General features: G+C 58.2%; 28 protein-coding genes and 1 tRNA gene (1 of these 29 only partly in view). 20 read left to right on the forward strand and 9 right to left on the reverse strand.

Annotated elements, in window-relative coordinates; genetic code table 11:
- Positions 1-100: 100 nt before the first annotated feature.
- From lpcA to MUN80_RS07630, 4 genes are all read right to left on the reverse strand, one after another.
- Entirely contained in the window at positions 101-694 is a 594-nt protein-coding gene (lpcA, locus tag MUN80_RS07615; RefSeq protein WP_244721839.1) for a D-sedoheptulose 7-phosphate isomerase, read from the reverse strand.
- Positions 695-703: 9 nt separating this feature from the next.
- On the reverse strand, positions 704-1,300 hold the full coding sequence (locus MUN80_RS07620; RefSeq protein ID WP_244721842.1) for a hypothetical protein: 597 nt from the start codon (positions 1,298-1,300) through the stop codon (positions 704-706).
- A 139-nt stretch (positions 1,301-1,439) separates the two neighbouring features.
- Complete coding sequence (locus MUN80_RS07625) at positions 1,440-3,278, reverse strand: ABC transporter ATP-binding protein (RefSeq protein WP_244721845.1); 1,839 nt, start codon at positions 3,276-3,278, stop codon at positions 1,440-1,442.
- A gap of 24 nt (positions 3,279-3,302) precedes the next feature.
- Positions 3,303-3,656, reverse strand: a complete 354-nt coding sequence (locus MUN80_RS07630) for a hypothetical protein (RefSeq protein WP_244721848.1) — start codon at positions 3,654-3,656, stop codon at positions 3,303-3,305.
- 153 nt (positions 3,657-3,809) lie between these two features.
- On the opposite strand from MUN80_RS07630, the gene MUN80_RS07635 reads away from it, so the two are divergent.
- A complete protein-coding gene (locus tag MUN80_RS07635) occupies positions 3,810-4,268 on the forward strand; it encodes a QcrA and Rieske domain-containing protein (RefSeq protein WP_244721851.1) in 459 nt (152 codons plus the stop codon).
- Between the two features lie 68 nt (positions 4,269-4,336).
- Here the strand turns inward: MUN80_RS07635 and MUN80_RS07640 are convergent, their stop codons facing one another.
- Positions 4,337-6,223, reverse strand: a complete 1,887-nt coding sequence (locus tag MUN80_RS07640; protein WP_244721853.1) for a capsule assembly Wzi family protein — start codon at positions 6,221-6,223, stop codon at positions 4,337-4,339.
- Between the two features lie 206 nt (positions 6,224-6,429).
- Here MUN80_RS07640 and MUN80_RS07645 point away from each other — a divergent pair, with 206 nt between their 5' ends.
- From MUN80_RS07645 to MUN80_RS07670, 6 genes are all read left to right on the forward strand, one after another.
- A complete protein-coding gene (locus MUN80_RS07645; protein ID WP_244721856.1) occupies positions 6,430-7,377 on the forward strand; it encodes a GNAT family N-acetyltransferase in 948 nt (315 codons plus the stop codon).
- Positions 7,365-8,045 carry a uracil phosphoribosyltransferase gene (gene upp / locus MUN80_RS07650; RefSeq protein WP_244721859.1) on the forward strand — a complete coding sequence of 227 codons (681 nt, stop codon included), beginning with the start codon at positions 7,365-7,367 and terminating at the stop codon, positions 8,043-8,045. The genes MUN80_RS07645 and upp overlap by 13 nt, the downstream gene beginning before the upstream one ends.
- 89 nt (positions 8,046-8,134) lie before the next feature.
- Entirely contained in the window at positions 8,135-8,587 is a 453-nt protein-coding gene (locus MUN80_RS07655; RefSeq protein WP_244721861.1) for a hypothetical protein, read from the forward strand.
- 446 nt (positions 8,588-9,033) lie between these two features.
- The gene (locus MUN80_RS07660; RefSeq protein WP_244721866.1) at positions 9,034-9,654 is read left to right on the forward strand and encodes a Riean_0653 family protein; all 621 of its coding nucleotides are present in this window, start codon (positions 9,034-9,036) and stop codon (positions 9,652-9,654) included.
- A gap of 51 nt (positions 9,655-9,705) precedes the next feature.
- Positions 9,706-9,861, forward strand: coding sequence for a hypothetical protein (locus MUN80_RS07665; protein WP_244721873.1), 156 nt, complete (start codon positions 9,706-9,708; stop codon positions 9,859-9,861).
- 219 nt (positions 9,862-10,080) lie between these two features.
- On the forward strand, positions 10,081-11,526 hold the full coding sequence (locus tag MUN80_RS07670) for a T9SS type A sorting domain-containing protein (protein ID WP_244721885.1): 1,446 nt from the start codon (positions 10,081-10,083) through the stop codon (positions 11,524-11,526).
- 92 nt (positions 11,527-11,618) lie between these two features.
- Here MUN80_RS07670 and MUN80_RS07675 read toward each other — a convergent pair whose 3' ends face one another.
- Positions 11,619-13,034, reverse strand: a complete 1,416-nt coding sequence (locus MUN80_RS07675; protein ID WP_244721888.1) for a DEAD/DEAH box helicase — start codon at positions 13,032-13,034, stop codon at positions 11,619-11,621.
- Positions 13,035-13,137: 103 nt separating this feature from the next.
- Here MUN80_RS07675 and MUN80_RS07680 point away from each other — a divergent pair, with 103 nt between their 5' ends.
- From MUN80_RS07680 to MUN80_RS07695, 4 genes are all read left to right on the forward strand, one after another.
- The gene (locus MUN80_RS07680) at positions 13,138-13,626 is read left to right on the forward strand and encodes a hypothetical protein (protein ID WP_244721890.1); all 489 of its coding nucleotides are present in this window, start codon (positions 13,138-13,140) and stop codon (positions 13,624-13,626) included.
- A 97-nt stretch (positions 13,627-13,723) separates the two neighbouring features.
- Positions 13,724-13,797: transfer RNA gene (locus tag MUN80_RS07685), tRNA-His, on the forward strand.
- A 103-nt stretch (positions 13,798-13,900) separates the two neighbouring features.
- Positions 13,901-14,836: a PfkB family carbohydrate kinase gene (locus MUN80_RS07690; RefSeq protein ID WP_244721892.1), complete on the forward strand. Its 936-nt coding sequence runs from the start codon at positions 13,901-13,903 to the stop codon at positions 14,834-14,836.
- Positions 14,837-14,980: 144 nt separating this feature from the next.
- On the forward strand, positions 14,981-15,277 hold the full coding sequence (locus MUN80_RS07695) for a hypothetical protein (RefSeq protein ID WP_244721895.1): 297 nt from the start codon (positions 14,981-14,983) through the stop codon (positions 15,275-15,277).
- Positions 15,278-15,343: 66 nt separating this feature from the next.
- Here MUN80_RS07695 and MUN80_RS07700 read toward each other — a convergent pair whose 3' ends face one another.
- The 3 genes from MUN80_RS07700 to MUN80_RS07710 are packed head-to-tail and all read right to left on the reverse strand — an operon-like array spanning position 15,344 to position 18,765.
- Positions 15,344-16,168, reverse strand: coding sequence for a TolB-like translocation protein (locus tag MUN80_RS07700; RefSeq protein WP_244721898.1), 825 nt, complete (start codon positions 16,166-16,168; stop codon positions 15,344-15,346).
- 20 nt (positions 16,169-16,188) lie between these two features.
- Positions 16,189-17,007, reverse strand: coding sequence for a hypothetical protein (locus MUN80_RS07705; RefSeq protein ID WP_244721901.1), 819 nt, complete (start codon positions 17,005-17,007; stop codon positions 16,189-16,191).
- 24 nt (positions 17,008-17,031) lie between these two features.
- Positions 17,032-18,765 carry a M61 family metallopeptidase gene (locus MUN80_RS07710; RefSeq protein WP_244721904.1) on the reverse strand — a complete coding sequence of 578 codons (1,734 nt, stop codon included), beginning with the start codon at positions 18,763-18,765 and terminating at the stop codon, positions 17,032-17,034.
- Positions 18,766-19,007: 242 nt separating this feature from the next.
- On the opposite strand from MUN80_RS07710, the gene rpmH reads away from it, so the two are divergent.
- From rpmH to MUN80_RS07755, 9 genes are all read left to right on the forward strand, one after another.
- Positions 19,008-19,166: a 50S ribosomal protein L34 gene (rpmH, locus tag MUN80_RS07715; RefSeq protein ID WP_100338753.1), complete on the forward strand. Its 159-nt coding sequence runs from the start codon at positions 19,008-19,010 to the stop codon at positions 19,164-19,166.
- Positions 19,167-19,185: 19 nt separating this feature from the next.
- Positions 19,186-19,623, forward strand: a complete 438-nt coding sequence (locus MUN80_RS07720) for a ribonuclease P protein component (protein WP_244721907.1) — start codon at positions 19,186-19,188, stop codon at positions 19,621-19,623.
- A gap of 28 nt (positions 19,624-19,651) precedes the next feature.
- On the forward strand, positions 19,652-21,358 hold the full coding sequence (locus tag MUN80_RS07725; protein WP_244721910.1) for a S41 family peptidase: 1,707 nt from the start codon (positions 19,652-19,654) through the stop codon (positions 21,356-21,358).
- 63 nt (positions 21,359-21,421) lie between these two features.
- Positions 21,422-21,745 carry a DUF6678 family protein gene (locus MUN80_RS07730; protein ID WP_244721913.1) on the forward strand — a complete coding sequence of 108 codons (324 nt, stop codon included), beginning with the start codon at positions 21,422-21,424 and terminating at the stop codon, positions 21,743-21,745.
- A 34-nt stretch (positions 21,746-21,779) separates the two neighbouring features.
- Positions 21,780-22,469 (forward strand): tRNA (adenosine(37)-N6)-threonylcarbamoyltransferase complex dimerization subunit type 1 TsaB, encoded by a 690-nt coding sequence (gene tsaB, locus MUN80_RS07735; RefSeq protein WP_244721916.1) that lies wholly within the window; start codon positions 21,780-21,782, stop codon positions 22,467-22,469.
- Positions 22,470-22,552: 83 nt separating this feature from the next.
- Positions 22,553-23,068, forward strand: coding sequence for a DUF2480 family protein (locus MUN80_RS07740; RefSeq protein WP_244721919.1), 516 nt, complete (start codon positions 22,553-22,555; stop codon positions 23,066-23,068).
- 139 nt (positions 23,069-23,207) lie between these two features.
- Positions 23,208-24,521 (forward strand): APC family permease, encoded by a 1,314-nt coding sequence (locus tag MUN80_RS07745; RefSeq protein WP_244721922.1) that lies wholly within the window; start codon positions 23,208-23,210, stop codon positions 24,519-24,521.
- Positions 24,522-24,603: 82 nt separating this feature from the next.
- Complete coding sequence (locus MUN80_RS07750; RefSeq protein ID WP_244721924.1) at positions 24,604-25,893, forward strand: hypothetical protein; 1,290 nt, start codon at positions 24,604-24,606, stop codon at positions 25,891-25,893.
- Positions 25,894-25,994: 101 nt separating this feature from the next.
- Positions 25,995-26,890, forward strand: the 5' portion of a protein-coding gene (locus MUN80_RS07755; protein WP_244721926.1) for a serine hydrolase. The gene runs 409 nt beyond the window's last position; the window shows 896 of its 1,305 coding nt (coding positions 1-896); its start codon is at positions 25,995-25,997; the stop codon falls past the right edge of the window.

Below are 26,890 nucleotides of genomic sequence, written 5' to 3' on the forward strand. Positions count from 1 at the left end.
AGATAGAAGAAGTTATGGTCACGTAACACGAAAAAGCCAGCCCCGGGCAGGACTGGCTTTTTCGTAATCTATTCGGAAGAAATCCGTTGGTGCAGGCCGCTTATTTTTCGTCGGCCACCAACTGCTCGATCAGCATGATCAGGATGTGGATAGCCTTGATGTGGATTTCCTGGACCCGGTCGGCAAAGCCGTGGTGGGGCGCCCGGATTTCCACGTCGCTCAGGGCCGCCAGCTGGCCCCCATCCTTGCCCGTGAGGCTCACGACCGTCATGCCGCTGGCTTTGGCGGCTTCGGCGGCCCGCAGCACGTTGGGTGAGTTGCCGCTAGTGCTGATGGCCAGTAGCACGTCGCCGGGACGGCCCAGGGCCTGCACGTAGCGGCTAAACACGTGCTCATACCCATAGTCGTTGGCCACGCAACTCATGTGAGAGGCCTCAGTGAGGGCAATGGCGCCCAGGGCGGGCCGGTCGAGGCGGTAACGGCCGCTGAGTTCCTCGGCGAAGTGCTGGGCGTCGCAGAGGGAGCCGCCGTTGCCGCAGCTCAGGATTTTGCCGTGTTGCTTCAGGCTGGTCGCCATAAGGCGGGCGGCTTGTTCGATGCGCGACAGGTTTTCGGGGTCGGCCAGAAAACGGTCGAGCACGGTACGCGCTTCGGTCAGCTCGGCGCGGATGAGGTCAGTTAGGGGTGCAGTCACACCGCAAAGTTACACCGTCGGACGATTGTCCAGGTCAGCCGCCGATGCGGGCGGAATACTGCTTTGGGGCCGCTGGGGTGGTACCGTCGTCAGATTGGGGTCAGACTGTTGATAACCAGTCGGATTTACCTCGTGGACCGTCGTGACCGTACCGCCGGACGTGGGCGGGATGGCCGAGTCGATGTATACCGGCGCCGGTGCCACGGGGCCCGACTGGTACACGGTAGTAGGAGCCGGGGCCGGCGCAACAGGCGTTACGGGAGCGGCGGACGTGGTGGTAGTCACGGTGCGCTGCTGAAATTCCCGCTCGCGCTGGTCAATCTGGTGGTCGTAGAGCTTGGCTTTGAGCTCGTTGATTTTACCATTGAGTACCGTCGTTTCGCGGCGCAGCAGGGCGCTGTCCATGTTTTCGGTAATCAGGTGCAAGGCTAGCAGAATGGCACCAATGATGAACAGCGTGTAGTAAAACGCCGTCAGGCCCTCGGGGCCGGTCAGGTTGAAGGTCGAGGCGAAGGTGTCGCGGGTAGCGGGGCTGAAGATGAACAGCAGTGCCAGCAGCAAGTACACCATGACCAGCACGGTAACAATTCGTTTGAGAGCAAGCATAGGAGAGAAGAGCTAGAAGTCCGAAAAAAGCCGGTGACGACTCCCTGCGGAGGCATCGGCCGGCGGCTGTCGGCATAAACGCAAGCCGGGCCCTTACAGTTGGCCCGGCCTATATTTCCCCCTCTGATTATACTGGCCGCTAAGGCAGCACGCCGTTGGTTTGCATCGAATTGAGACGCTGGTACACGCCGCCTTCGCGCCGCAACAATTCCTCGTGGGAGCCGCGCTCCACGATGCGACCCTGCTGGAGCACCACGATTTCGTCGGCGTGCTGAATGGTGCTCAGGCGGTGGGCAATGACGAGCGAGGTGCGGTTCTGCATCAGGCGGGTCAGGGCTTCCTGCACCAGCTTTTCCGATTCGGTATCCAGGGCCGAAGTGGCTTCATCCAAAATCAGGATGGGCGGATTGCGCAGGATGGCCCTAGCAATGCTCAGGCGCTGCCGCTGCCCGCCCGAGAGCCGGCTGCCCCGGTCACCGATAAAGGTGTGGTAGCCGTCCGGAGCCTGAATGATGAACTCGTGGGCGTTGGCAATCTTGGCTGCTTCCATTACCTGCTCGTCGGTGGCCTCGGTATTGAAGCGGATGTTGTTCAGAATCGTGTCGTTGAACAGGATACTTTCCTGGGTCACGATGCCCATTTGGTCGCGCACGGAGTGAATGGTGCAGTCGCGCACCTCGTGGCCGTCGATGAGGATCTGGCCGCCGGTGGGGTCGTAGAAGCGGGGCAGCAGGTCGGCCAGGGTGCTTTTGCCGCCGCCCGACGGGCCCACCAGGGCCACCGTTTTGCCCTTGGGAATAATCAGGTTGATGTCCTGCAACACCGGCTTTTCGCCGTAGCTGAACTGCAGGTTGCGCAGCTCAATCTGGTGCTGGAAGGCGGGCAGAATCTTGGCGTCGGGCTTGTCACGAATGGCCGGCTCGGTATCGATAATGCTCAGCACCCGCTCCCCGGCTACGAGGCCGCGCTGGATATTGCCAAACGAGGACGACAAGGACTTAGCCGGGGTAAGCACCTGCGAAAACATGATGATGTAGGTAATAAAGGCCGCGGCCTGCAACGTGGAAGTGCCGCCCAGAATCAGGGTGCCGCCGAAGTACAGCAGGCCCGCCACGACCATCACGCCTGCAAACTCGGAAAACGGCGAAGCCAGGTCCCGGATGTTGTCGATGCGACGGGAGGCCTGGGCGTACTGGTCGTTTTGCTGCTCAAACTTGCCCTTGATGTAGTCCTGGGCGTTGAAAGCCTTGATAACCCGGATGCCGCCGAGCGTCTCGTCAATCACCGACAGCATGGTGCCCAGGGTGCTCTGGCTGGTTTTGGCCTGGGTGCGCAGCCGCTTGGAGAGAGTTGCAATGATACCGCCCGACAGCGGCAGCAGAATCAGAGTGAACAGGGTGAGCTTGACCGACATGTAAAACAGCACCACGAAGTAGCCCACAATAGTCAGCGGATCGCGCACGACGGCCTGCAGGGTGTTGACCACCGAAATTTCCACCTCTTGCACGTCGTTGGTGAAGCGCGACATCAAATCACCCTTCCTCTCGGAGGCAAAGTAGCCCAGCTGCAATTGGATGATGCGGTGGTACAGGTCGCGGCGCAGGTTGCGGATAACGCGGGCCCGCACCCGGGCCGCCAGCCGCAAGCTCAGGTAGCGGAACACGTTGCTGAAAAACACTGACGTAATCAGCACCAAACACACGAATAGTAGGGCACCGAGCTTGCCGTGCTCGGCAATTACCTGGGCAAAAAAGTAGTTGAACGTGCCCGTGACGTAGTCCAGGGTAAGAGCAAACTCGGGCAGGCGGGCCGGGGCATCCAGCTTATTGGTGGTTTCAAACAGCACGTTCAGCATCGGGATGACCAGGGCTAAGTTGCCGATGCCGAAGAAGATGCCGAAGATGGTATAGAGCAGGTAGAGCGGTACCGTATTGGCCAGGGGCCGGGCGTACTGCAGAATGCGGAGGTAGGTCTTCATCAGGGAAGCAGGGCAGGCGTTACGCTAGGCAGGACGGCGGAACTCGGAAATTACTTCAATCGGGCCGCGAATGTGCTGGTTGAACTCCTCCAGTTGCTCGGCCGGCACCCAGAGCTCATTGTGCTGCGGATTGCCCACGTTCTGCACCGGAAACTTGTGCAGGTAGGCCGAGTCGACGGCGAAGCGCACCACGTAGCCTACGCCGTAGAACGGCACGTTCCAGTCGCGGCTGATCTGGGCGGCGTAGTCTTCATTGAGCACCGGGTAAAAAATCGGCTGCTCGGGCAGGCGGGGCGGAAAGGCTTGCCAGCCCGAAGCGGCAATCAAATCCAGCTCCTGCTGATTAACGGGCCGGTAGAGAAGCGTAGTGTCAGACATAGGGAGGCAAGCCGAAAAGGAGAAGCTACAAAGGTAGGCCCGGATTCGGCTTGTGATTCAGGCAACCCTTTGGGGGCTTGGGCGCGAGTAGACGGATAGAACCGCACTTATTCTCCACCACGGCTTTTCCAGCCTTTTTCTGCCTCACTTTTCATGGAACGCAAAGAATTTATCCAGCTCTTCGGCATGGGTGCCGCCGCCATTCTAGCTACCGGCTGCCTGGGTGGCTGCTCGGGCAGCAAAGACGACAACCCCACCCCAGCGCCCGGCACCGGGGGCGGCCCTACGGGCCCCGCCGGCGTCGACTTCACCCTGGACCTGACTGAGCCGGCCAACGCGGCTCTGAACGACCCGCAAAAGGGCTACGTGTACGGGGCCAGCAACGCGGTAATCGTGGCCAAGCTCACCGACGGTAGCTACATTGCCGTGCAGGCGCCTTGCACCCACGAGGGCACAACTATTGTATTCGAGGCCAGCTCCAGCATGTTCCGCTGCCCCAACCACGGCTCCATGTTCACTGCCAACGGGACGGTAGCCAACGGCCCCGCCGCCCGCGCCCTGAAAAAGTACACTGTATCCCGCACGGGCAATACGCTGCGCGTAACGGGTTAAAAGCAAAAAGCCGGTCTGGTGGATGTTTCCCGCCAAATCGGCTTTTTACTTATACTCCTGCAGTCGGCTTAAAACTCGTGCAGGCGCTGGGCAATATTCCAGCGCAGGGCCACGGAAGTAAAAGCTTCGGTGCCATTACCGACGGCCGTAGCTGCCCCGCTCTGGCGGCGCACGATTTGCTTGGCATCCAGCCACAGGTTGTGTTTGACCATGTAGCTGGCCGTCAGGTCGAGATGCACCAGCTTGGTCGTATTGCCTTGGCCCACCGTGTTGCCGAAGTCACGCACCCGCTGGGTGTTATAGGATTTCAGTACGTTGCCGCCGTAGTTGGGCTCGGGGTCCACGCCGGGTACGTTGTCGAGGCCCTGCTTGGTGTAGAAGGCCTTGCCCACCACATTCAGGCGGGGCAGAGGCTGGTAGCTCAGCACGCCCAGCAGCTCGTAGAGGTTAGCGCCCATGGGGTGAGCTAGGGGCTGCTGGTAGTGCTGGTAGTTGGTGTAGATTTCCTCGTGTTGGTAAGTGTAGGGCCGGATGTAGTTGAACTCGGCCTGCACGTCCAGATTTTTAATGCCGGCTACGTCGATGTATTTACCGCCAATCTGAAAGGCCTGTTTGTTGGCCCACCAGCCGCTGCCCGCCCGGATTTCACTGATTTTGAACTCATCCAGTACCAATTGCCCGTAGATCTGGCCGCGGTGCAGAATGTTCCACTTGAAATCGAGGCCCAGGATGGCGTTATCGGCTGATCCGACGTTCTGCTCAACGGCGCGGTAGAAAATTACGGGGTTCAGGTATTGGAGTTCAAAGCCCCGGGCCCGGCGGCCGGGTATTACTTTGCCGTTGGCATACACAGTATCGGGCTCCGGGTTGCGGCCTCCCAGAATCGTGCTTTCGAACACGCCGATGTTGAAGTTGGGCGTCACGTCGAAGCTGAGGTGGTGCAGGGCCATGTACTTTTTGGGGTACACCTGGTCGGCCACTTCCCGTTGGGCCGTCAGCTCGGCAAACAGGTTCTGGTAGTTAAATTTCCAGATGCGGGTATTGACTTTCAGAAAGAAGTACGGGGCACTGTAGTCCGACAAAATGAGGGAGCGGTACCCGTTGCCGATGAAGTTCCGGTCGTGGGCCAGCTGCAGATTGACGTGCTTGCCAGCTGCGTAGGTAATTCCGCCCCGGGCCGTGAAGAAGTCATACTGGTTGCTGCCTTCGGTTTTGAAGTATTTCCAGTAGCCCTCGTGCGGCACGATTTGGTCGCGCTGAATGCGGGTTTGCACGTACTGCGGGGCTACCATCTGGTTGTCGGCCAGAAACGTGTAGAAGCCCAGGCGGCCGTCGATACTACCCTCCAGTTGCACGCCGCGGGTATTGACGTACTGAATGCCGTTGGTTTCGGTGTCCTTGCCTACCTGCAACAGCAGCACCGGGTTCACGCGCAACGTAAAGTCCTCGGTCTTGACGTTGTACAAGTCGGTCTGGTACTGGTAGAAGCTCTTCAGGAAGGGCCGCCGGCTTCGGTTCAGCGGCACGTACTGCGACTGGGGCAGATAATTCCAGTTGTCGCGCAGCAGATATTCGGCGTTGAAGCGGTCGGCTGCTGAAAGGGATGCGGCCGTGCTGCTGTCCTGCAGAATGCGCTGGCCCAGCCGGGCTATTGCTTTGCGGTGGTAGGGCCGCACGGCAGTGTAGGGGTCGTGCAGCGTATCGGGGCCGTACTTGATAACGTAGCGGTCGATGAGCCGGTACGTGTCTTGGTCGAGCGGCACGTAAGTAGGGCCTTGCATGGCCGGGCTCAAATCGGTGCCGGGTGGGGGAGGCGGCGGCACCGGATGGTCAAAATGCAGCCAGACGTTGTCTTTGCTCTCCGTTGCGGGGGGCGGCGTCGTCGTTGTCTGGGCCACGGCGCGGCTCGCCAGGAAGCCCAGGGCCGATACAAAAAGGATTAGCGGTTTCTTCATAAGAACGAGGGGCGAGGCTGCTGGTAGGGCACCCGGCGGGGCAAACCTACGCAGTTCGACGGTGGGAGTTAAGGCCAAGCTGAAAAGTAGCGCCACAAGCTGCGCATTACCGGGGTAGGCCTTGTACGCTACCAACGCTAAAAAGCAGCAAGCCCGTGTAGATTGCTCTACTTTTGTCCGGATTTCCGCCTTTACTGTTTCCGCCGTTGCCCCTGTACCTGCTCCCCTTTGCCCACCTCGACCTGGCCGCCTGGGATGCCTGCGTAGCTGCTGCCGAGCCGGCCGTACCCTACGCCCAAAGCGTCTGGCTGCAGGCCACAGCCCGCCGCTGGGATGCCGTGGTGGAAGTAGAGCCGGGTTCGGGCCGCTACCTCTCGGTGCTGCCGTTGCCTGCCAAGCGCCGGCCCTGGGGACGGGAAAGCTTTCAGCCGCCTTTCACCCAGCAGCTGGGCCTGCTCACCACTATCGGCAGCCGCCACCGCGACCTAGCCGAGTATCTGGCCCTGGCCACCGGCCGCTACGCCCGCCAGTATCTGCAGGCCAACAGCGGCAACCTACTGCCGACTGCCCCCCCGGATTTTCACCTAGCCTGGCGCCAAACCTACTGCCTGCCGCTGGAGGCCAGCTACGAGACCTTGCACAAAGGCTACGCCGCCGACTACCGCCGCCGCCTGCGCCTGAATCAGCAGCTGGAGCAGCCGCTACAGGTCACGGAAACTCACTCGGCCGACGGGCTGCTGCGCCTGTTTCGGAAGCATAAGGGTGGGGAAGTGGCCAGCCTCAAGCCCCGTCACTACCGGCAGCTGGAGCAGCTTATCAGCAACCTGCAGGAGCTGGGCCAGGTCCGGATTCTGGAGGTTTTGGCGCCCAGTTCCGGCGAATTGCTGGCCGGCGCGCTGTTCGTCGTCACGCCCCGGGTCATTATCTACCTGTTTGCCGCTGCCTCGCCGGCCGGTAAAAAAGCGGCGGCCCCGCTGTTGCTGCTCGACTACCTGATTCAGGACTACGCTGCCACACCGGGCCTCGTGCTCGACTTCGAGGGTGGCATGATTCCGTCAATTGCCCGTTTTTTTGCCAACTTCGGGGCCCGGCCCGTTCCCTACGCCGCCCTCACCCTTACCCGCCAGCCCTGGTATCTGTTATGGAAACGCTAAACACCCCCTCCGCAAGTCCCGCAGACCGCGTCCGTATTGTGTGCGCCGAGCCCTCTATTGCCAATCACTTTTTGGCTGAGCTCCGTGATGTGGACGTACAGCGCGACAGTCTGCGCTTCCGCCGCAACCTGCAGCGCCTGGGCGAAATCATTGCCTACCGCATCAGCTCCCAGCTCAGCTACACCGAAAAAGTGGTGAAAACGCCCCTAGCCGAGTCGAGCAGCAAGCAGCTGCGCGACTTCCCGGTGCTGGCCACCGTACTGCGCGCCGGTTTGCCATTTCACCAGGGCTTTCTGAATTACTTCGACCAGTCGCCCAGCGCCTTTGCCGCCGCTTACCGCATCGAGGGCACCTCGCAGGTCCAGGTCCAGGTGGACTACCTCTCGGCGCCTAACCTCGACGAGCGGGTGCTGATCTTGGCCGACCCCATGCTAGCCAGCGGCAAGTCCTTGGTGCAGACTTACCGGGCTATGCTGCGTTTCGGCCAGCCCCGGCAGGTGCACATTGCGGCCGTTATCGCCTCGCCCGAGGGCGTGGAATACGTGACCCGCGAGATTCCCGAAGCCACGCTCTGGGTAGCCGCCGTGGATGACCACCTCAATGAGCACGCCTACATCGTGCCCGGCCTGGGCGACGCCGGCGACTTGTCGTACGGCAGCAAATTGTAATGCGCCGGTAACGTTTCGGAACCAAACGGGCTGGTACTTACCTCGTATCTTTACCCCATACCAGTTTCCTCTTTAGCCCCGAAAACGCCGTGTTGCCTCATATTGCCAAATACGCCTCCGTTTTCCTGCTGAGCATGGTCAAGTTCTTCGGCGGCCCGCTGGCGGGCGTGTCGCTGGGCCTCAACTTTTTCCAGACCCTGGGCCTGACCGTGGCCGGCATGATGACCACCGTGGTGGTGGTGTCCGGAGTGGGGCGCATGTGGGCTTTGCACCAGCGCCAACGCCGCGAAGACAAGGGCAAGCCGCTGTTCAGCAAGCGCAGCCGCCGTATCGTGGGCATCTTCCGCCGCTTCGGTATGCCCGGCATTGCCTTCCTGACGCCGGTTTTGTTTAGCCCTATCGGCGGCACCGTCATTGCTACCCAGCTGCACGTGCCGCGCTGGCGCATTCTGCTGCACATGCTCTGGAGCGCGCTGTTCTGGGGCTCGGTACTGACGATGCTCACGGTCCGATTTAGCCACCTGCCGTTTTTTCACCGTTAGCCTGTTTATCGGGTTCTGGGATGAGAAAAGGCCAGTCTGCGGAAGCAGGCTGGCCTTTTCGTTTGCAACGGGGACTGAATGTGTGCCTAGTGGCTTCGTATGGTATCCGTGTGTGGTAGCTCTGGGTGCTATCTGAGGTAGTCTGGCTAAGCCGGCCAGAGTTGGACGGTGTTTGAAAGTATTTTTTTATGATTATATAGATTTTTATTGTTTCTGAGTGGCGCATCCGATAGGTTTGCGACCTGCTCCCTCTATACAGCGCTCGTTCAGGCGCTACTACCTATTGCTCATTTCCGGACAGATTTCGTTTCCGCACTTCGGTGGGTAGCGCAGCTGTGGGAGATGAGCTTTTTTATTTTAGTGCCTTCCCTGTAGCTACTTCGATCTGGACTTCTGATCCAGTTGCCCGTTGCGACCATCAACAGCCCCAAAGAGAATCTGCACCCTTGCTGATTCACGTCTATTTATCATTTTTCTTATCTGCTGCCTGTATGAAAATTAATTTCTCCTGCCTGCTCCTGCTTGCGCTGTTGGGTCTGAGCCATTGCAAAAAGAAAGAGGCAACCCCCGAAGACCAACTTCCGCCCGCTACCCAAACCGGCCAGAATACCGCTGGCTGCCGCGTGGATGGTATTGCCTGGACTGCCCAAGCCTCAGGCCTTTTTAGTCCTAAACCCATTTATGCGTACTGGCTCAAATCCTCTGCCACGAGTGAGCATGCGTTGAATCTGCGTTTCAATAAGAGGACTGATGACATGCAAGTACATGCGCAGACTAGTATTGAGTTTTTCGTGCCCAACCTACGCGCTGCTGGCACTTTCCTGCTCAACCAGAGCGCTAATCCAATGCTTGCTAGCACTAACCCCCCTTATGGAGCCTTTGAGTTCGGAAAACGCGCCCCAGACCAAGTTCTACTAACAGGCCCCTCGGCCACGGGCCAGTTGGTTATCACCCGGTTCGACTCCGTGGCGCGGGTCGTGGCCGGCACCTTCGAGTTCACCGCCCGCGAGGCCTCGGGGGCAGCCACCGTGCAGGTCAGTGAGGGCCGCTTCGACTGCAAATTTTAACCACTCATCTTTTCACTTATCATCATTTATATCAGCGTATGAAGCATTTCTTTGTTCAGCCCCATCGGCGGCACCGTCATTGCCACTCAGCTGCACGTGCCGCGCTGGCGCATCTTGCTGCACATGCTCTGGAGCGCGCTGTTCTGGGGCTCGGTACTGACGATGCTCACGGTCCGGTTTAGCCACCTGCCGTTTTTCCACCGTTAAACGGCAGAGTCCCTGATAACCAAAGCCCTGTTGCGTGAGCAGCAGGGCTTTTTTGTGGCCTGCTGGTTTCAAAATACCCACTTCTAGGTATTGCGGGAGCCTGGTTACGGGAAGTAATTTTGTTAATCGGCTGACTCATAGCTTACTGCCAGGCAGCAGCTTTGAGTCAGCCTGACTGACCTTTTACCTATTGCATTTTCTCTCTAACCTACTTGCCTTATGCCCACTTCTCCGCAAAAGTTGTTTTTAAGTCTGCTCGGTCTGCTGACCCTGACCGTAGCTGATGCTCAAGCCCAGACAACCCCCGCAAAACGTGTCAACAAGCTTACTAGCCTTGTTAGCCACAAGCACGATGGGGCAGAGCGCGTGACCACGGCGGCCCGCGGTACGAAGGCCACTGTAGTGCGGCCCGGCCAAGCGGTATACTACAGCTGGGATACACCCACGGGCCGTTGGAGCGTAAGTTCCAAACAGACGTTTGCCTACGACTCGCAGGGCCGGGTAACGCAAAGCACTTACCAGGACTCCCTTACTGCTACCAACTACGACCGTACCCAGTATACCTACACTGCCCAGGGCCAATGGGCCAGCGAAACCCGGCAAAGCTGGATGAACAATGCCTGGGTGAACATCGAACGTACCCTATACACCTATAACGCCCAGGGCAAAGAAACCAGCTATACCCGGCAGGATTGGACGAACGGCGCCTGGGTAAACAACTCCCGCTACCTGACGGACTACGATTCGTACGGCAATGAGACCTTGTATCAGGGACAGGAGTGGCTTAATGGCTCCTGGGTGACGGATTACGCCGACAAGTCATTGTATACCTACAATTCGGCAGGCCTGGTCACGCAGGAAGTTCGTCAGGAGTTGGATAACGGCACTTTCGTGAATACCGACCGGATAACTTTTACCTATGCCAATGGGCAGTGGACCAGCCTCACCTTCGAGGAGTGGGACAATGACGTCTGGGTTCCTGAAGAGCGCATTCTGGATTTCGTGTGGTTCGACTGGGCCAAGCAAAGACCTGCCTCGTATCGGGAGCAGATCTTCGATGGTACCACCTTCGTGGATGATGAGCGAATCTCTATTTCGTATACCGCCAACGGTGGCTATGTCGAAGTTGAGCAGCAGTACCTGAACGGGGTATGGGTAAATGAAGACCGCGACACGGAGGTGTACGACAGCCAGGGCAATGAGCAGCTCTACACTTACGAAGAATGGGTCAACAATGCTTGGCGGCAAACGGAGGGAAATCGGTACATCAATGTGTATAACGCCAGCAACACCCTGCTCCGGAAAGTTACGCAGGAGTTCAGTAACACGACCCGCCAGTATGTCAATACCTACCGCGAAAACTACTCCAGCTTCCAGACCATCACCCTGGCAGCCCGCAACGCGGCCTTAGAAGCCCAAAGCGCCCTGTACCCCAACCCGGCCAGCGGCGTAGTTACGCTGGAAGTAGCCGGCCTTTCGAAGGCGGAAGCTGCTACGGGCGAAGTGCGCAACGCCCTGGGCCAGCTGGTACAGAACTTCACCGTGCAGCCCCAGGCCGGCAAGCTCAGCACCCAGCTCGATTTGAGCAACCTGAAATCGGGTGTCTATACTGTGCGCCTGCAAACGGCTGATGGTGCCGTTGTCAAGCGAGTAGTACGCAACTAGTCCTTTTTTACGCTCCTACTTGCAACAAAAAAGCCCCGACCAGTGATTGGTCGGGGCTTTTGTATTCATTGCTAAGTAAGCGAAAGTCAACTCTAGCGGCTGCGGCGGGCGTTGCGCAGCTTGGCTGCCCCCTTCGCTGCCGGCGACTGGCTGCGGCCGGGAGAAGCCCGCTTTTTCTTGCCTTTCTGGCTGCGGTTCGGGCCTTCCACGTAGGGCAGGCCGGTGCGCTTGTCGATGCTTTTCTGCAGAGGTGCTACCTTTTCGTGGAAAGCACCCTGAAAACTGGGGTCCAGCTTTTTGCGCCGGTCGTCAATTTCGCGGGCCATGCTCTGCTTCTCGTCAAACATGGTCGGCATCACCTTCACGTCCTCGGGCAGGGGCAGCTCGGGAATGGTTTGGTTGATGAGCTCCTCGATACGGCCAATGTGGTGCATTTCGGCCTCGTTGGCGAAGGTAATGGCCGCGCCCGTATGCTGGGCCCGGCCCGTGCGCCCGATGCGGTGCACGTAGTCGTCGTACACCAGCGGCACGTCGAAGTTGATGACGTGGCTTACCTGGGGCACGTCGATGCCGCGGGCAGCCACGTCGGTAGCTACCAGGAAGCGCAGCTCGCCGTTGCGGAAAGCCTCCATGGCATTGATGCGCACGTTCTGGCCCTTGTTGCCGTGAATAGCCCGAACCTCACCTTCTACTTTACGGCCCAAAAAGTGCGACACGTTTTCGGCGTGCTCCTTGGTGCGGCAGAAAATCATGACCCGGTTAAAGGTTTCCTTGTCCTTGAGCAGGTAGCCCAGCAGATTGATTTTGGTCAGTAGGTTGGGCACCCGGTACAGGGTCTGAGCCACGTTCTGAGCCGAAGTAGCAGCCGGCGTTACTTCCACCCGCATCGGAAACTCCAGGAATTCCTCGCTCAGCTTTACCACCCGCTCGGGCATGGTGGCCGAAAACAGCGCGTTCTGGCGCTTGCGCGGAATAACCTCTAGAATGGCCCGAATCTGGGGCATGAAACCCATGTCCATCATCTTGTCGGCCTCGTCCATCACCAGGGTCTTGAGTTCCTTGAACACCAGAGCACCTTTCAAATACAGCTCCATCAGGCGGCCCGGCGTAGCAATGAGAATGTCGACGCCCGCAGCCAGGGTTTCGATCTGGGTTTTGGGGCCCAAACCACCGTAGATAGCCAGAATCCGCAGGTCGGTGTAGACGGCCAGCTTTTTCAGGTGGGTTTCAATCTGCATGGCCAGTTCCCGGGTGGGTGCCAGAATCAGGCCGCGCGGGTGGATGCCCTGGGCATATTTCACCTTCATCAGCAGGGGCAAACCAAAGGCGGCCGTCTTGCCGGTGCCGGTCTGGGCAATGCCGAGCACGTCGTGGCCGGCCAGCAGCAGCGGAATGGTTTGCTCCTGCACGGGAGTGGGCTGCTCAAAACCCGCTTCCGCCACGGCGTTGAGAAGCTGTTTATTGAGCTTGAAATCGGCAAAGGTGAGCGGCTGCGGCGTATCAGACATGATAAAGAGAAATTACGAGCTACAAAGGTACGCTTTCGTATTTTGCGGGCAGTTGCTCTTGGTTTAGAGCCCGGTATAAACCTGTATTGGCCGCCCTTGCTGCATGAAAATAGATTTCCGATTCGACGAGCCCCACAGTCCGCAGCTGCAGCTCCACCGTTCGGTCTGGACGGGGCGCACCCGGCTGTACGTCAACGACCAAGAAGTGATAAAGGAGCCCAAGCGCGGCGCCCTAGATGCTGCCCAGCTCTTTATCGTGCCCATGCCCGATGGTACGGAACGCCACCTGACGCTGAAAAACCGGTTTTACGACCTGATACCCGAAGCCCAGGTAAACGGCCGGGGACTGGCCCTGGCGCCGGCCCTGAAAAGCTGGGAGTACGCTGTGGCCTGCATTCCGATGATTTTCCTGTTCTGGGGTGGGCTTATTGGCGGCGGCGTGGGCGTGGTAGCTACGATGGCCAACCTGAGCACCATGCGCAGCAAGCGGCCCGTAGCGCTGCGCGTAGGGCTATGTCTGTGCCTGACGGTGGCGGCTTTTGGCCTGATGGTGCTATTGGCCGGTCTGGTGCATCTGGCTCTTGCAGACTAGCTTGGAGGGAATAAATTATGGGCCCGGAAAAAAAAAGCGCCTTATTCTTTGATAAAATCAACTGAGCTTCTACTTTTGTGCCTACAATACCAACCTGGTAGATATAGCTCAGCTGGTTAGAGCGTCGGATTGTGATTCCGAAGGTCGTGGGTTCGAACCCCATTATTTACCCACACGGAAGTCCCCGGAGAGAAATTTCCGGGGACTTTTTTTGTTCTTTGTTCCGTTGGGTATCCAACGGCATCTTGCTGAAACCCCACTTATTCCCCTGACTATGAGTTTGGTCGTAATCGGTTCCGTAGCGTTCGACGCCCTGGAAACGCCTTTTGGCAAAACCGACAAAATCATCGGTGGCGCGGCCACCTACATCAGCCTGTCGGCTTCCTACTCGCTGAAGCCCGTGAAGCTGGTTGCCGTTGTCGGCGACGATTTCCCGCAGTCCGACATCCTGCTGCTGCAGGAGCACGGCGTGGATACGGAAGGCCTGCAGATCAAGGAAGGGGAGAAGTCCTTCTTCTGGTCGGGCAAATACTCCACGGACCTGAACTCGCGCGAAACCCTGACTACGGAGCTCAACGTGCTGGCCGATTTCGACCCGGTTATTCCGGACTCCTACCAGGATTGCAAATACCTGATGCTGGGCAATCTGGCCCCGGCCGTGCAGCGCCTCGTAATTCAGCGCCTCGTAAATCGCCCCAAGCTAATCGTGATGGACACGATGAACTTCTGGATGGACGTTGCCCTGGACGATTTGCTGGCTACCATCGAAATGGTAGACGTGCTCAGCATCAACGATGAGGAAGCGCGGCAGCTGTCGGGCGAGTACTCGCTTGTGAAGGCTGCCAAGAAAATCATGGGCTTCGGCCCCAAGTTCCTCATCATCAAGAAAGGGGAGCATGGTGCCTTGCTGTTTCACAAAAACAAAATCTTCTACGCGCCGGCTCTGCCTCTGGAAGAAGTATTCGACCCCACCGGCGCCGGCGACACGTTTGCGGGCGGCTTCATCGGCTACCTGGCCGCCACCGACGATATCAGCTTCGACAACATGAAGCGCGCCGTTATTCACGGTTCGGCCATGGCCTCGTTCTGCGTGGAGAAGTTCGGCACCGAGCGTCTGTTGAATCTGACTAAAGAGCACATTGAAGCCCGCGAAAAGCAGTTTGCGGATCTGGTGGAAGTAATTCCGGCTACTTCGGCCCAGCCTGCTTAAGCACCGGCCGAAACTCTATTACCTGGAAAAGCCTGCTGGCCCGTTGTGCGGTCAGCAGGCTTTTTTATGCCTGCCTTTTCACAACCAATTTAGAGCCGGATGGGTACAAGACAGTAGAATCTTCTCACCTAAGCCCTACCTGCCATGAGCAAGCATCAAGATAAAGCCCCGACCAAATCTGAGAAATCCGAGAAGCAGTCTGGTACGCCTAACGGACCTGAGAACGTAGAAGCTAATGCTACTCCAGTAGACCCTGAAACCCGGGCGCACTCCAATAGCGGCGGTACCCAGGTGCAAAACGTAAATCAGAACGGCATCAACGAGGCTGGTAACCCCACTAAGAACAACACGCCCGGCGGTGGCAACAACGAGGAGCAACGCACTTCGCAAGCCAACAAGCCCCGTCATAACCCTAATCCATCCCAGTTCGACGCTAAGTAAAGCGCCGGCTTACAATGGACAAAAGAGCCCGGTCGATACGTCGACCGGGCTCTTTTGCTTTACTGCTTAGCGGAATGAAGTGGGCAGGCTGAGCGTCACATAGCGTGGGGGCAGGTCGGTGCCTTCTTCGGTTGGTCCAAACCCCTGCTTCACGACGACAGTGCCATCGGGCCGCCAACGGGCTTCGGCTGGCCCCCAGTTGTGGAGTTCCCGCTGCCAGATGACTTTGGGTCCTTTAGTGCCGAGCCGCAGCAGTTGCAAGCCATTGGCGTCGAAAGCAGCGGCTAAATCGTAGCTGCTGGCCAGGATGTAGCGGCCATCGGGCGAGGCCGCCGGTTGGCCCCAGATGTCGGTGCGCTGCCCGGTACGTTGGTCAATCAGGACCACGTAGCGGCCTTCCCAGAGCCAAACGTTGACAACCCACTGGTGGACGCTGGGCAACTCTCCCCAATACAGGTAAGCAATGGCGTCTTCAGTGTCAGTGGTGTCATTTTTGAGCACAACGGTGCGGCCGTTGGCAGCCGTGAGCGTCAGATTCAGCCCCGAGCGTTGAACCCGGCCTCCAGTCTGCGCTAAGCTGGGTGCATCCACTGAATCGGGTAGGGCGGGTAAGGCGTCGGGGCGGGCTCGTTGCCAGGCGGCCAGGTCGGCTGGCTGCACGGTTATTACTTGGCCCGTCGTAGTGCGGAGCGTGTCGTGGCCCGTTGCTTTGACTACATCGGCCGAGCTTAGCACTGCTGCTGGCGCTGCGATGGGCACCGTAGCCGTTGAAGCCGTATCTGGAGCTGGTGGGGTAGGAGAAGTGGTAGTGGCGACAGGTTGGTCTTGGCTACAGCTACTCAATAGCAGCAACGCCACGACCCAATAAGTGGAAAGAGAGGAAAAGGTCATGTGCAAGTATAGGCATTTCCCTATGGCACCACTTTCATGCGCACCACGCGGGTGTCCACGTCGCCGTTGTCGAAGAAGTCCTGTTCGAAGAGAATGGTCTTGTTGTCGAGCCAGCGCGGACCGGTTACGCCCCACTCAGTTTGCCGTTCCCAGAGCTTCTCCAGCTTCGCCCCGTCTACGTGCCACACTTGCAAGCCGCTGGGCTCGTAGCGGGCCAGCACGTCGGAATTACCGCACACAAAGTGCCGGCCATCGGGGGCCACAGCCGGTGGGCTCCACACGCGGGTGCGGCGGCCGGTACGCTGGTCTATTAGCAAGAAGTAGCCGCCTTCGTACAGATGAACCGACAGCAGCCACTGCTTGATTTCGGGCAGACTACCCACGTACTCGTAGTTCACGTTTTTCTCGTAGTCCTCGGCCGGGTTGTTGACCAGGCGCAGCGGCTGCTTAGTAGCCGTAGGCCGCAAAATCAGGGTGCTGCCGACGCGCTTTACCGCGGGGCCCGCCGTGCGCAGGCGCTGCCGTTCCTCGGCTTCCAAGTCGATTTCCTGCTCTTCCTGTTCCGTTTTAGGATCCGGCGGCAGCCAGGTTTTGTAGGGCAGCTTCTCATACACATTGCGGGAGCCCTGATGAATGCTTAGCACGCGCCCAGGCAGCTGCACCAGCGTATCGAGGTGCTCCAGGCGGTAAATGCGTGGCGGTACCGGGCGCGGCACGGGCAGGGCCGGAGTAGCCGTTGGTACGCTGGGTTGCATCCGTTCGGCCGGGCCACGGAAAGAGCAGCTCCACAGTAAAAAGTGTGGAGAAATCAGTAAAAGCAGGGCACGAAGCCGGAACATGGACTTGAGGTAAAAACGCGCCGCTTAAAAATCTTGCTTGAGCCACTTCTGGAAGCTGGCCTGCTGCTCGGGCGTGGCCGTCGGTAGCTTTTCTACCGTGTACTTTTGCCAGAACTGTTGCTCGGGGGTGCCAGCCAACGTTACGGTCAGCAGCCGGTTTTGCCGGAACACGCTGATTTCGTAGCTGCCTGCATTGTCGGCCAGAAGGCTTTGCAGGTTCATATCCACCCGCCGCCCGTTCACGGCCACGATTTCGTCGTCCACGGTCAGGGCCGCGGCGGCCGGGGAGCCAGGCAGAATGTCGGTTATTTCGGTCCGTTCATTCTTTACCACCGCCCGGAAGCCAAACACGCCTTCGGCCACCGATACATTCGGCTCAGCGTGCAGCGTGCAGCCCACAAAGCCCAGGGCTTTGTCGAGCGGCTCTTCCAGCGGAGCCGTGCCGTAAATAAACTTGTCGAAGTAGGTTTTCATGTCGCGCCCGGCCACTTCGGTCACGATGCGGATGTAATCTTGCTCGGTGTAGCCGATGCCGGTGAGGCCAAATTCCTCGTAGAGGCGGCGCATCACGTCGTCGAGGCTGCGTTGGTGGTTGCTTAAGCGGCGTAGCGTGAGGTCGAGCAGCAGGGCTACCAAGGCGCCCTTGTGATAGACGGACACTTTACGGTCGGGCACGCCGGGCTTGTAGCCGTCCAGCCACAAGTCCATGGAGGCGTCGGCCAGGGAAAGATTGTGGCGGCCGTAATCGTCGTAGTGCTTGCGCAGCACCGTGTTAAGTTCGGCAAAGTACTGCTCGGCGGTGCGCACGTGGCTCCGGGCTAGCAGGTATTCGCCGTAGTAAGTCGTGATGCCCTCAGCTATGAAGCAGGTGCGGAAGTAGTTTTCCTGGGTGAAGTCATACGGCTGCATTTCGGCCGGCCGAATGCTCTTGATGTTCCAGGTGTGAAACAGCTCGTGGCAGCTTACGCCCAGCAGCTCTTTGTACAGCCCTTCGGTCATCAGCAGTTCGGCCGGACCCAGTACAATCACCGTCGAGTTCAGGTGCTCCACGCCGTGGTAGTGCTTGTAAGGCAGAATCTGGTTCAGAAAGTGGTAATCCTGCACCGGAAAGCCGCCAAACAGAGCTAGTTGTTCTTCCGAAAAGGCCGCAAAGTCGCGCAGCAGCCGGGGCCAGTCCGGAGCGCACTCGCCCTGCACCCAGATGGAGAAGGGAATGCCCTGCACGGCGTAGGTGTGCTGTACCAGTGTAGGGCTGGCAATCAGTGGGGCGTCCACTAGCTCATCAAAATTCCTAGCCTGCAACGTATTTGGGGCACTTTGGGGGAGGCCACAGGCAATCTGCCACCCGTTGGGAAGCTCCAGCTGCAACTGGCAGGTTTCGGCCTGCCGGCCTTCGGCGTACATAAAGCACTGCACCCCGTTGAGGTAGAGTTGGGATTCATCGAGCCAGGAGCCGCCCGCGTCCATCTGGTGGGCGTAGAAGTTGTAGCGCACTCGCACCGTGCGGCCCGCTGCACCCGTCACCTGCCACCGGTCCTTCGTCAGCTTGCGGTAGGGCAGGACTTCGTTGGTGGCCGCGTCTTCCACTACCACACGCTGCACTTTCTGGGCAAAGTTCTGCAGCTCATACCGACCCGGCCGCCAGGCGGGCAGCTGCAGTTCCAGGGCCTCAGTGGCCGTAGCGGGCACTTCCAGCGTCATCTGGACCTGTAGGTAAAAGGTGAGCGGATTATCGAACGAGACGTAGTATTGAATCATGGAACGCAGGACGGGGGAGAGGCCACAAAGGCAGTGCAAATCTACGGGTATCGCGCGGGAACCGCTGCGCTTTATATTATCTGTTCTACGCAACAAAAGGCCACGGGTAGATGCCTATCTTTGCCCTTTCCCGCATTGGCCTTTTGTTAATTAAGTGGAAAAAGCTGCCCGAAGCATTGCCTTTTCCAAATCAAGGTCTTACCTTTGCCGGCCTTACCTGTCACTGAGTCCTTTACAATATCATGAAACGTACTTTTCAGCCCTCGCAGCGCAAGCGCCGCAACAAGCACGGTTTCCGTTCACGTATGGAAACCGCTAATGGCCGCAGCGTGCTGGCCCGTCGTCGTGCCAAAGGCCGTAAGCGCCTGACCGTATCCGACGAAGGAAAACATAAGCGCTAAGCCGCTGACGGCGCTTGCCGTGTCGCCTTCCTTGGCTCAGATGCCGGGGGCGCGTTCATATTCGTTTCCGAAAGAAGAACACTTGTGCCGCAAAAAGCTTATTGAAGAGCTTTTCGGCCGGGGTTCTTCTTTTGGTTTATATCCTCTGCGCATTGTGTGGCTGCCAGCCCCGGCGCCCACCTCGGCCCCGCCGCAGGTGCTGGTCAGTGTGTCTAAGCGCAGCTTCAAGCGCGCCGTCGACCGCAACTACCTTAAGCGCCTGATGCGGGAGGCCTACCGGCTTAATAAGTACCGCCTCACCGAAGCCGCCGGCGGGCATCCAGTCGGTACAATGGCTATTATCTACACGGGCAAGGAAAAAAAGCCTTTCGCGCTGGTAGAAAAAAAATTAATTTCAGGGCTAGAGCGTTTGTTAGCCGATGCAACCCCCGAATCCGCGGCCGGGTCTGTTTCGTAAGCTACTTTTCTCGCTTCTAGCCATTTATATGCGTAAAACTACCGTTGCTGGCCTGCTTCTTGGCGGCGCCGCGCTGCTGGCCTCCTTCCGCTCTGCTTCGGACAACGAGCGGTACTTCGAGATTGCCAAAAACCTGGACATCTTCGCGACCCTATTTAAGGAGGTAAACACGTTTTACGTGGACGAGGTGACGCCCGCCAAGTTGGTCAAGACTGGCATTGACGCCATGCTCAAGTCCCTGGACCCGTATACCAACTACATTCCCGAGGACGATATTGAAGACTTTCGCACCATGACCACCGGGCAGTACGGCGGCATCGGGGCGGTAGTGGTGAAGCGGGCTGGCAAAACCATTGTGCAGAGCGCCTATGAAGGCTATCCGGCCCAGAAAGCCGGTTTGCTGCCCGGCGACGAGATTTTGAGCATCAACGGCGTCAACGTTGAGAAAAAGAATAACTCCGACATCAGCAAGCTGCTCAAGGGGCAGGCCAACTCGACTGTAAAGCTTGAAGTGACGCGCTACGGACAAGAAAAGCCCATGGAGCTCAACATCACCCGCGACAAAATTCAGGTCGACAACGTGCCCTACTACGGCATGCTGTCGGGCGACGTGGGATATTTCCAGTTGGGTAGCTTTACCGTAGATGCCGGCAAGGAAGTGCGCATGGCGGTGAGCAAGCTCAAGGAAATGGGGGCCAAGAAAATCGTGTTCGATATTCGCGATAATCCCGGCGGTTTGCTCAACGAAGCGGTAAATATTTCCAACGTCTTCGTCGACAAGGGTACTGATGTGGTAAGCACCAAGGGCAAGGTCACGGAGTGGAATAAGACCTATAAGGCTCTCGACGCGCCCCTCGACACCCAGATTCCGGTGGTTATCATTACCAGTAGCCGCTCGGCCTCGGCTTCCGAAATCGTGTCGGGCGTGCTGCAGGACTACGACCGGGCCGTGGTAGTAGGAGAGCGAACCTTCGGTAAGGGTCTTGTGCAGGCTACCCGGCCGCTGAGCTACAACTCCCAGCTGAAGGTGACGACGGCCAAGTACTACATTCCCAGTGGCCGCTGCATTCAGGAAATCGACTACGCCCACCGCGCTGACGACGGGACGCTGGGCAAGTTCCCAGACTCGCTGCGCACGGCATTTAAAACCCACAGTGGCCGGATCGTGTACGATGGCGGCGGCGTAGCGCCCGACGTGGAAGTGCAGGAAAAGGAAATTGCCGACATCACCCGGGTGTTGCTACAGAAAAACTACTTGTTTGACTTTGCTACCCGCTACCGCGCCGAGCACCCGACCATTGCTCCGGCCCGCGAGTTTCAGCTTTCCGACGCCGACTATCAGAAGTTTGTGCAATTCCTTGGCGGCAAGGATATCAACTATAGCACCGACGTAGAAAAGAGCCTGACCGATCTGGTGAAGAAGTCGAAGGAGGAAAAGCACTACGACGACGTGAAAGCCGAAATCGAAGCCATTCGCAAGAAGGTATCAACCAATAAGAGCAACGACCTGACCCGTTTCAAGCCCGAAATCCGGGAATTGCTGGAGCAGGAAATCGTGTCGCGCTACTACTTCCAGAAAGGCAGCATCGAGGCCAGCTTCGATGATGACCCCAATATCATCACGGCCATGCAGGTCATCAATGATGCTCCGCGCTACGCAGCCTTGCTGAAGCCCGGCACGCCGGAAGCCAAGACCCGTCCCGAAGCCAACCGCAAGACGGCAGGAGGGAAGTAGAGATTGTAGAATTGTAAAGCATAGAAGCAGCCTCATCTTGGGGCTGCTTTTGTTTTACAGAATATGCAAGCTCACGTTCTTATTGATCGGCTAAATACTCAATACAGTGTAGCTGTGCGGGTCAAGTTACAAGCGGAGGTGGCTGTCAGCCCTTGGTCAAAATGGTTTACAGTTCCGGTTGTTAGCTATATTGAAACTGCCAGCACAGGCCCTTATCCTATCCGAGAAGTAGAGTGGGTAGAGGTAAATCCATTTGTGGTCGAAAACAGAGGCCGTTTGATTATGCCGCGCATGCTTAATTATGAGCAGCAGATTCGGGAGGCGTTTGAAGCCGAGAAAATCCGGTTCGAGCAAATAGGATTGGTATTCCGGATATACCTCCCGTAGAAAGGCAGCGGAAACGAAGTGTTACCTTTGCCCCATGTCCACGCTCATCCTTTCCCTCGAAACCTCGTCCCCTGTTTGCTCTGTTGCCCTGCACCGCGACGGGCAGCTGCTGGGCCAGTCGGAGCTGCGGCTGGAAAAGTCGCACTCGTCCCACCTGAGTCTGCTGATTCAGCAGCTGCTAGATAACACCAACTCGACCATGCAGGATCTGGCGGCTGTGGCCGTGTCGGATGGGCCGGGCTCTTACACCGGCTTGCGCATTGGTGGGGCGGCGGCCAAGGGCTTGTGCTACGCGCTGGATATTCCGCTTATTGCCATTAGCACCCTGCAGGCCTTAGCGCAGCAGGTAGCTGCTTACACGGTGCGGGCTGAAGACCTGCTGTTTTGCCCCATGCTCGACGCCCGCCGAATGGAAGTATACAGCGCCCTCTACACCCACGACGGGCGGGAAGTATTGGCCCCAGCTCCGCTCATTCTGGATTCTGAAACCTTGGCCGAACAATTAGCCCACCACCGCTTGTTATTCTTCGGTAACGGTGCGGCTAAGTTTGCGCCGCTCGTGAATTCTGCCAACGCAGGTTTTCTGGCTGCGGTTGAGCCATCGGCTATTGCCGTCGGCACATTGGCTTACCAGGCTTTCCAGCGGCAGGATTTCCGGGACGTAGCCTACTACGAGCCGTTTTATTTGAAGGAAGTACATACCACCACGCCCAAGAGCAAATAGCGCCTGATGCAGCGTGTTTAGGAAAAGAGCTAGGCTCATTTTATACTCTAAGCACCCTGCACTAAGCACCAAGCACTATACACATGGAAGATTTCGTCAACCGCGTTGCGCAAAGCGCCCTGACTACGCTCAATCTGGAGGAGTTCATTCACCCTGGGGAGCGGGTCGTGTATGATATCAAGGAAAACCTGTTTCACGGCCTGATGCTGCGCGAAAAGGATTTCCGGGAGTTTATCAAAACCCACGATTGGAGTCAGTACGACGGCAAGAACGTAGCCATCATCTGCTCGGCCGACGCTATTGTGCCCACCTGGGCCTACATGCTGCTGGCTTCCAAGCTCCAAAACCACGCCCACCGCTACGTATTCGGCAACCCGGAGGCCTTGGAGCAGGAGCTTTTCCACGAGGCCATTGCCGGCCTCAACCCCGACGATTTCCGCGACGCCAAGCTGGTAATAAAGGGCTGCGGCAACATTCCCGTGCCGACGTATGCCTACGTAGCCATTATGCAGAAGCTGCTGCCCGTGGCATCGAGCATCATGTACGGCGAGCCGTGCAGCACAGTGCCGCTTTACAAGCGCCCGAAAGTTCAGGCTTAGCCAGAGCTTACTATTTATAAAGAAGCCCGTTAGTTGCTGCTGACGGGCTTCTTTGCGTATTGCACCGGCTATGGCCGCGTGGGGTAGCTGGGCAGAAGCGGGCAGAATATGCATCTTTGGTTCCTCATTCCCGATCCGCATGCCCGAGCCAACCACTAGCCAACCCTATAAGATAAGCTTCCTGACCGGCGCTGCCATTGTCATTGCCAATATGGTCGGCACCGGGGTTTTCACCAGCCTGGGATTTCAGGTATTGGGTATACAAAGCGGTTTTGCCCTGCTCATGCTTTGGATAGTGGGCGGGCTGATTGCCTTATGCGGAGCTTTGTGCTATGGCGAATTAGCTGCGGCTATGCCCCGCTCCGGCGGTGAGTATCATTACCTGTCCCAGATTTATCACCCGGTGCTGGGGTTCCTCTCGGGTTGGGTGTCGGCTACGGTAGGGTTTGCGGCTCCCACGGCCCTGGCGGCTATGGCTCTGGGCAAATATGCCGCCAGCGTATGGCCGGCTGTGTCGCCCCAGTTGCTTTCTATTATGGTTGTACTGCTGCTTACGGCCGTGCATGGGGCCAGCAGCCGGGCAGGCAGCCGGTTGCAGGTGGTCGTTACGGCCATCAAAGTCGGGGTGCTGGTCGTCTTTATCGGGGCCGGTTGGGCAGTAGCTAGTCCGCAGCCCATTTCCTTTTTGCCCCAGGCTCCCGACTGGCAGCAGCTGCTAAGTCCGTCATTTGCTATTTCGCTCATCTATGTGTCCTATGCCTACTCGGGCTGGAACGCGGCCGTGTACCTGACGGGGGAAGTAGCCAACCCGCAGCGCAACCTGCCCCGGATTTTGCTGGCCGGTACGGCCGTGGTGCTCCTCTTATATGTGGGGCTCAACTTCGTTTTTCTCAACGGCACGCCCATTGCCAAGCTGGCCGGGCAACTCGAAGTGGGTTATGTGGCGGCCAGTGAAATCTTTGGGGCCAGCATTGGCCGCTTAATGGGTGCCGTCATTGCCGTGCTGCTCGTTTCCACAGTCAGCTCCATGATTTTTGCCGGACCCCGCATTATTCAGGTAATGGGAGAGGACCTGCCGGCGTTGCGCGGCCTAGCCGTAGTCAGCAAAAATGGAATTCCAGTCCGGGCCCTGCTGCTGCAAACGGCGCTGACGCTGATTTTCATCCTGACCTCCACCTTCGAGCAGGTCTTGCTGTACGCGGGCTTCATTTTGAGTTTGTTCACTTTCTTGACGGTTCTGGGCCTGTTTGTGCTGCGCCTGCGCCGCCCCGATTTGCCGCGTCCGTACCGGGCCTGGGGCTACCCCTTCACCCCGTTGATTTTCCTGGCCCTGAGCGGGTGGACTCTCCTTTTTATTCTGCGCGACAAGCCACTGGAGTCACGCTACGGGCTGATGACGCTGGCTGTGGGAGCCCTGGTGTATTTCGTCGGGTTGCGGCAGCGCAAAGCCTGAGCCCGTAAGCTCGGCCGCTACTCCCGAACCCCGTACATTTACGCTTTCTAATATTCTCCGCTACTTTCTTCTACTTCTCCCAATGCGTTTATCCTTCGTCCGGGTGATGCCAGCGCTGTTCTTACTGCTGGTCGCCTGCTCCGAACAAAAGAAGCCCGCCGCTGAAAAGCCTGCTCCCGTAGCTGCCCCGCCAGCCAAGCCCGATTCGGTGGCGACGGCCAAGACCACCCCACCCGCGGCTCCCGACACGACCGAGCTGCAGGACATAGCCGCCTATATGGCCGGCAGCCGGGTAAGTAGCCGAAGTGAGCTGCGGCCCCTGACGGCTACACCCGCCTGGCAGGCGTTTGCCGCCGACGCCGATAAAAGCTGGGAGAAATACCACCAAACCCGCACCAGCAAGATTCAGCAATGGGCTGCCACCGAGCTGGATTCGGTGCGTGCCGCCAGCCCTGCCATCTTTTACCCCTTCAGCGGCCCCGACCTGCTCAATGTCGTGACGATGTTTCCCACCAGCCAGACTTACGTGCTGATGGGACTGGAGCCTATCGGGACGGTACCTAGCTCCAGCACGCTGGCTAATCCGAAACTGTATCCGGCTTTGAAAGCCTCGTTGTGGTCGGTGCTCAACTTCAGCTTTTTCCGCACCAACGATATGGCCGTGGAGCTGAATAACAAGAAGCCAGACAGCAATGCTCTGCGCAAAGCCAACTCTATCCTGAAAACGGCCGCCAAAACCAATCAGCGCGTCAATATTGGTGGCGTAGTACCATTGCTGCTCCTCTTCGCCGCCCGCACCGACCACCAGGTAGAGGCCCTACGCTACGTGGTGCTCTCGCCCGAGGGGCAGCTGACCGAGGCCGATTCGGCCAAAGCACAGAAGCCCGGCCTCAACGTGGTACCAGGAGTGGAACTGAAGTTGCGCGGTAAGGATGGCACCCAGAAAACGGTGGTTTACCTCTCCGCCGACATCAGTGACTGGAAGCTGGGCCTGACCAAGGAAGCTGCTCTGAAGTATGTGCGCACCCTCGGCCCGGTCACTACCTACGTAAAGTCGGCCACGTACCTCATGCACAAAAGCTACTTTTCCAAAGTCCGGAACCTGGTTTTGGAACGCAGCAATTACGTTTTGCAAGATGACTCCGGCATTGCCATGAAGTATTTCCGGCCCGCCGACTGGAAGTTCACGTACTATGGCACCTACAAGCGCCCCATCAACCTATTTGCCAAGCAATACCAGCCTGCCCTTACCCAGGCCTACGCCGATTCGGCCAACAAGCCCCGACCCTTGCCGTTTGGTACCGGCTACAACTGGCGCCAAAACGATTCCAACCTGTTGCTGGCCAAGCGTCGTACCGCGCCAGCTAGCTAATTCAGGCCCGAAAAGAAAAGCCCGGGGCTCCAACCATGCCGTTGGAGCCCCGTTTTTATTTGCAGCCTGCTCGCCAATTCCTGCACCTTATATACTAGGAGATGCCTACCGTACGTCGCACCCCGCACTTTGCCCTGTGCCTACTCCTGAGCCTGGCGCTGTTTATGTGGCTGCAAGCTTCTTCCGAGACTAGGCCGGCACACTCACCACGTCCCGCTGATAGTCCGCTCCTGGATAGCCTGCTGCGCTCCGACCCTAAGTTGACTTCCGTTATTAAGCAGGCCGAAAACTACGAAGTCCAGATAATCTACACCCAGATAAACCGCGACGCCCAGAATCGGCCTAGTTTCATCCAGCACAACTTTCGCCTCAACGCCCGCCAGTACTTCAATCCCGCTAGTCTGGTAAAGCTACCGGTGGCCGCTCTGGCTCTGGAAAAGCTCAATCAGCTACACCAGCCCGGCCTCACCCGGCATAGTCCGTTTTCTATTGGTACCGCCTTCCGGTGCCAAACGCCGGTTCCCTACGTCACGCCCGCCGACTCTGATCAGCTGAATACCGTCGGCAACTATGTCAAGCGGATGCTGCTGGTCAGCGACAATGGCGCCTATAATCGGCTTTATGAGTTTCTGGGGCAACGCCCGCTCAACGAGCGGCTCTGGGCTTTAGGGTATCCCGAAACCCGCATCGTACGCCGCTTTGCCCCCTGCGATACGGCCGCCAACCGCCACACCAACCCATTCACATTCTATGACCAGCAGGGGCAGCCTATCTACCAGCAGCCGGCTGCCGTCAATTCGCGCCCGTTGAGTTTTCCGCTCGGGCGCATTACCAAGGGCCGCGGCTACCAGGCCGGAGGTCGGATTATCCGTGAGCCCTATGATTTCACCACGGCCAATTATCTGCCTCTACAAACCATAAACGATATTTTGAAGGCTGTTCTTTTTCCTACCAGTGTTCCCGCCAACCAGCAATTCAACCTCACTGCGGACGATTA

The organism is Hymenobacter cellulosivorans (assembly GCF_022919135.1).
GTDB classification, from domain to species: domain Bacteria; phylum Bacteroidota; class Bacteroidia; order Cytophagales; family Hymenobacteraceae; genus Hymenobacter; species Hymenobacter cellulosivorans.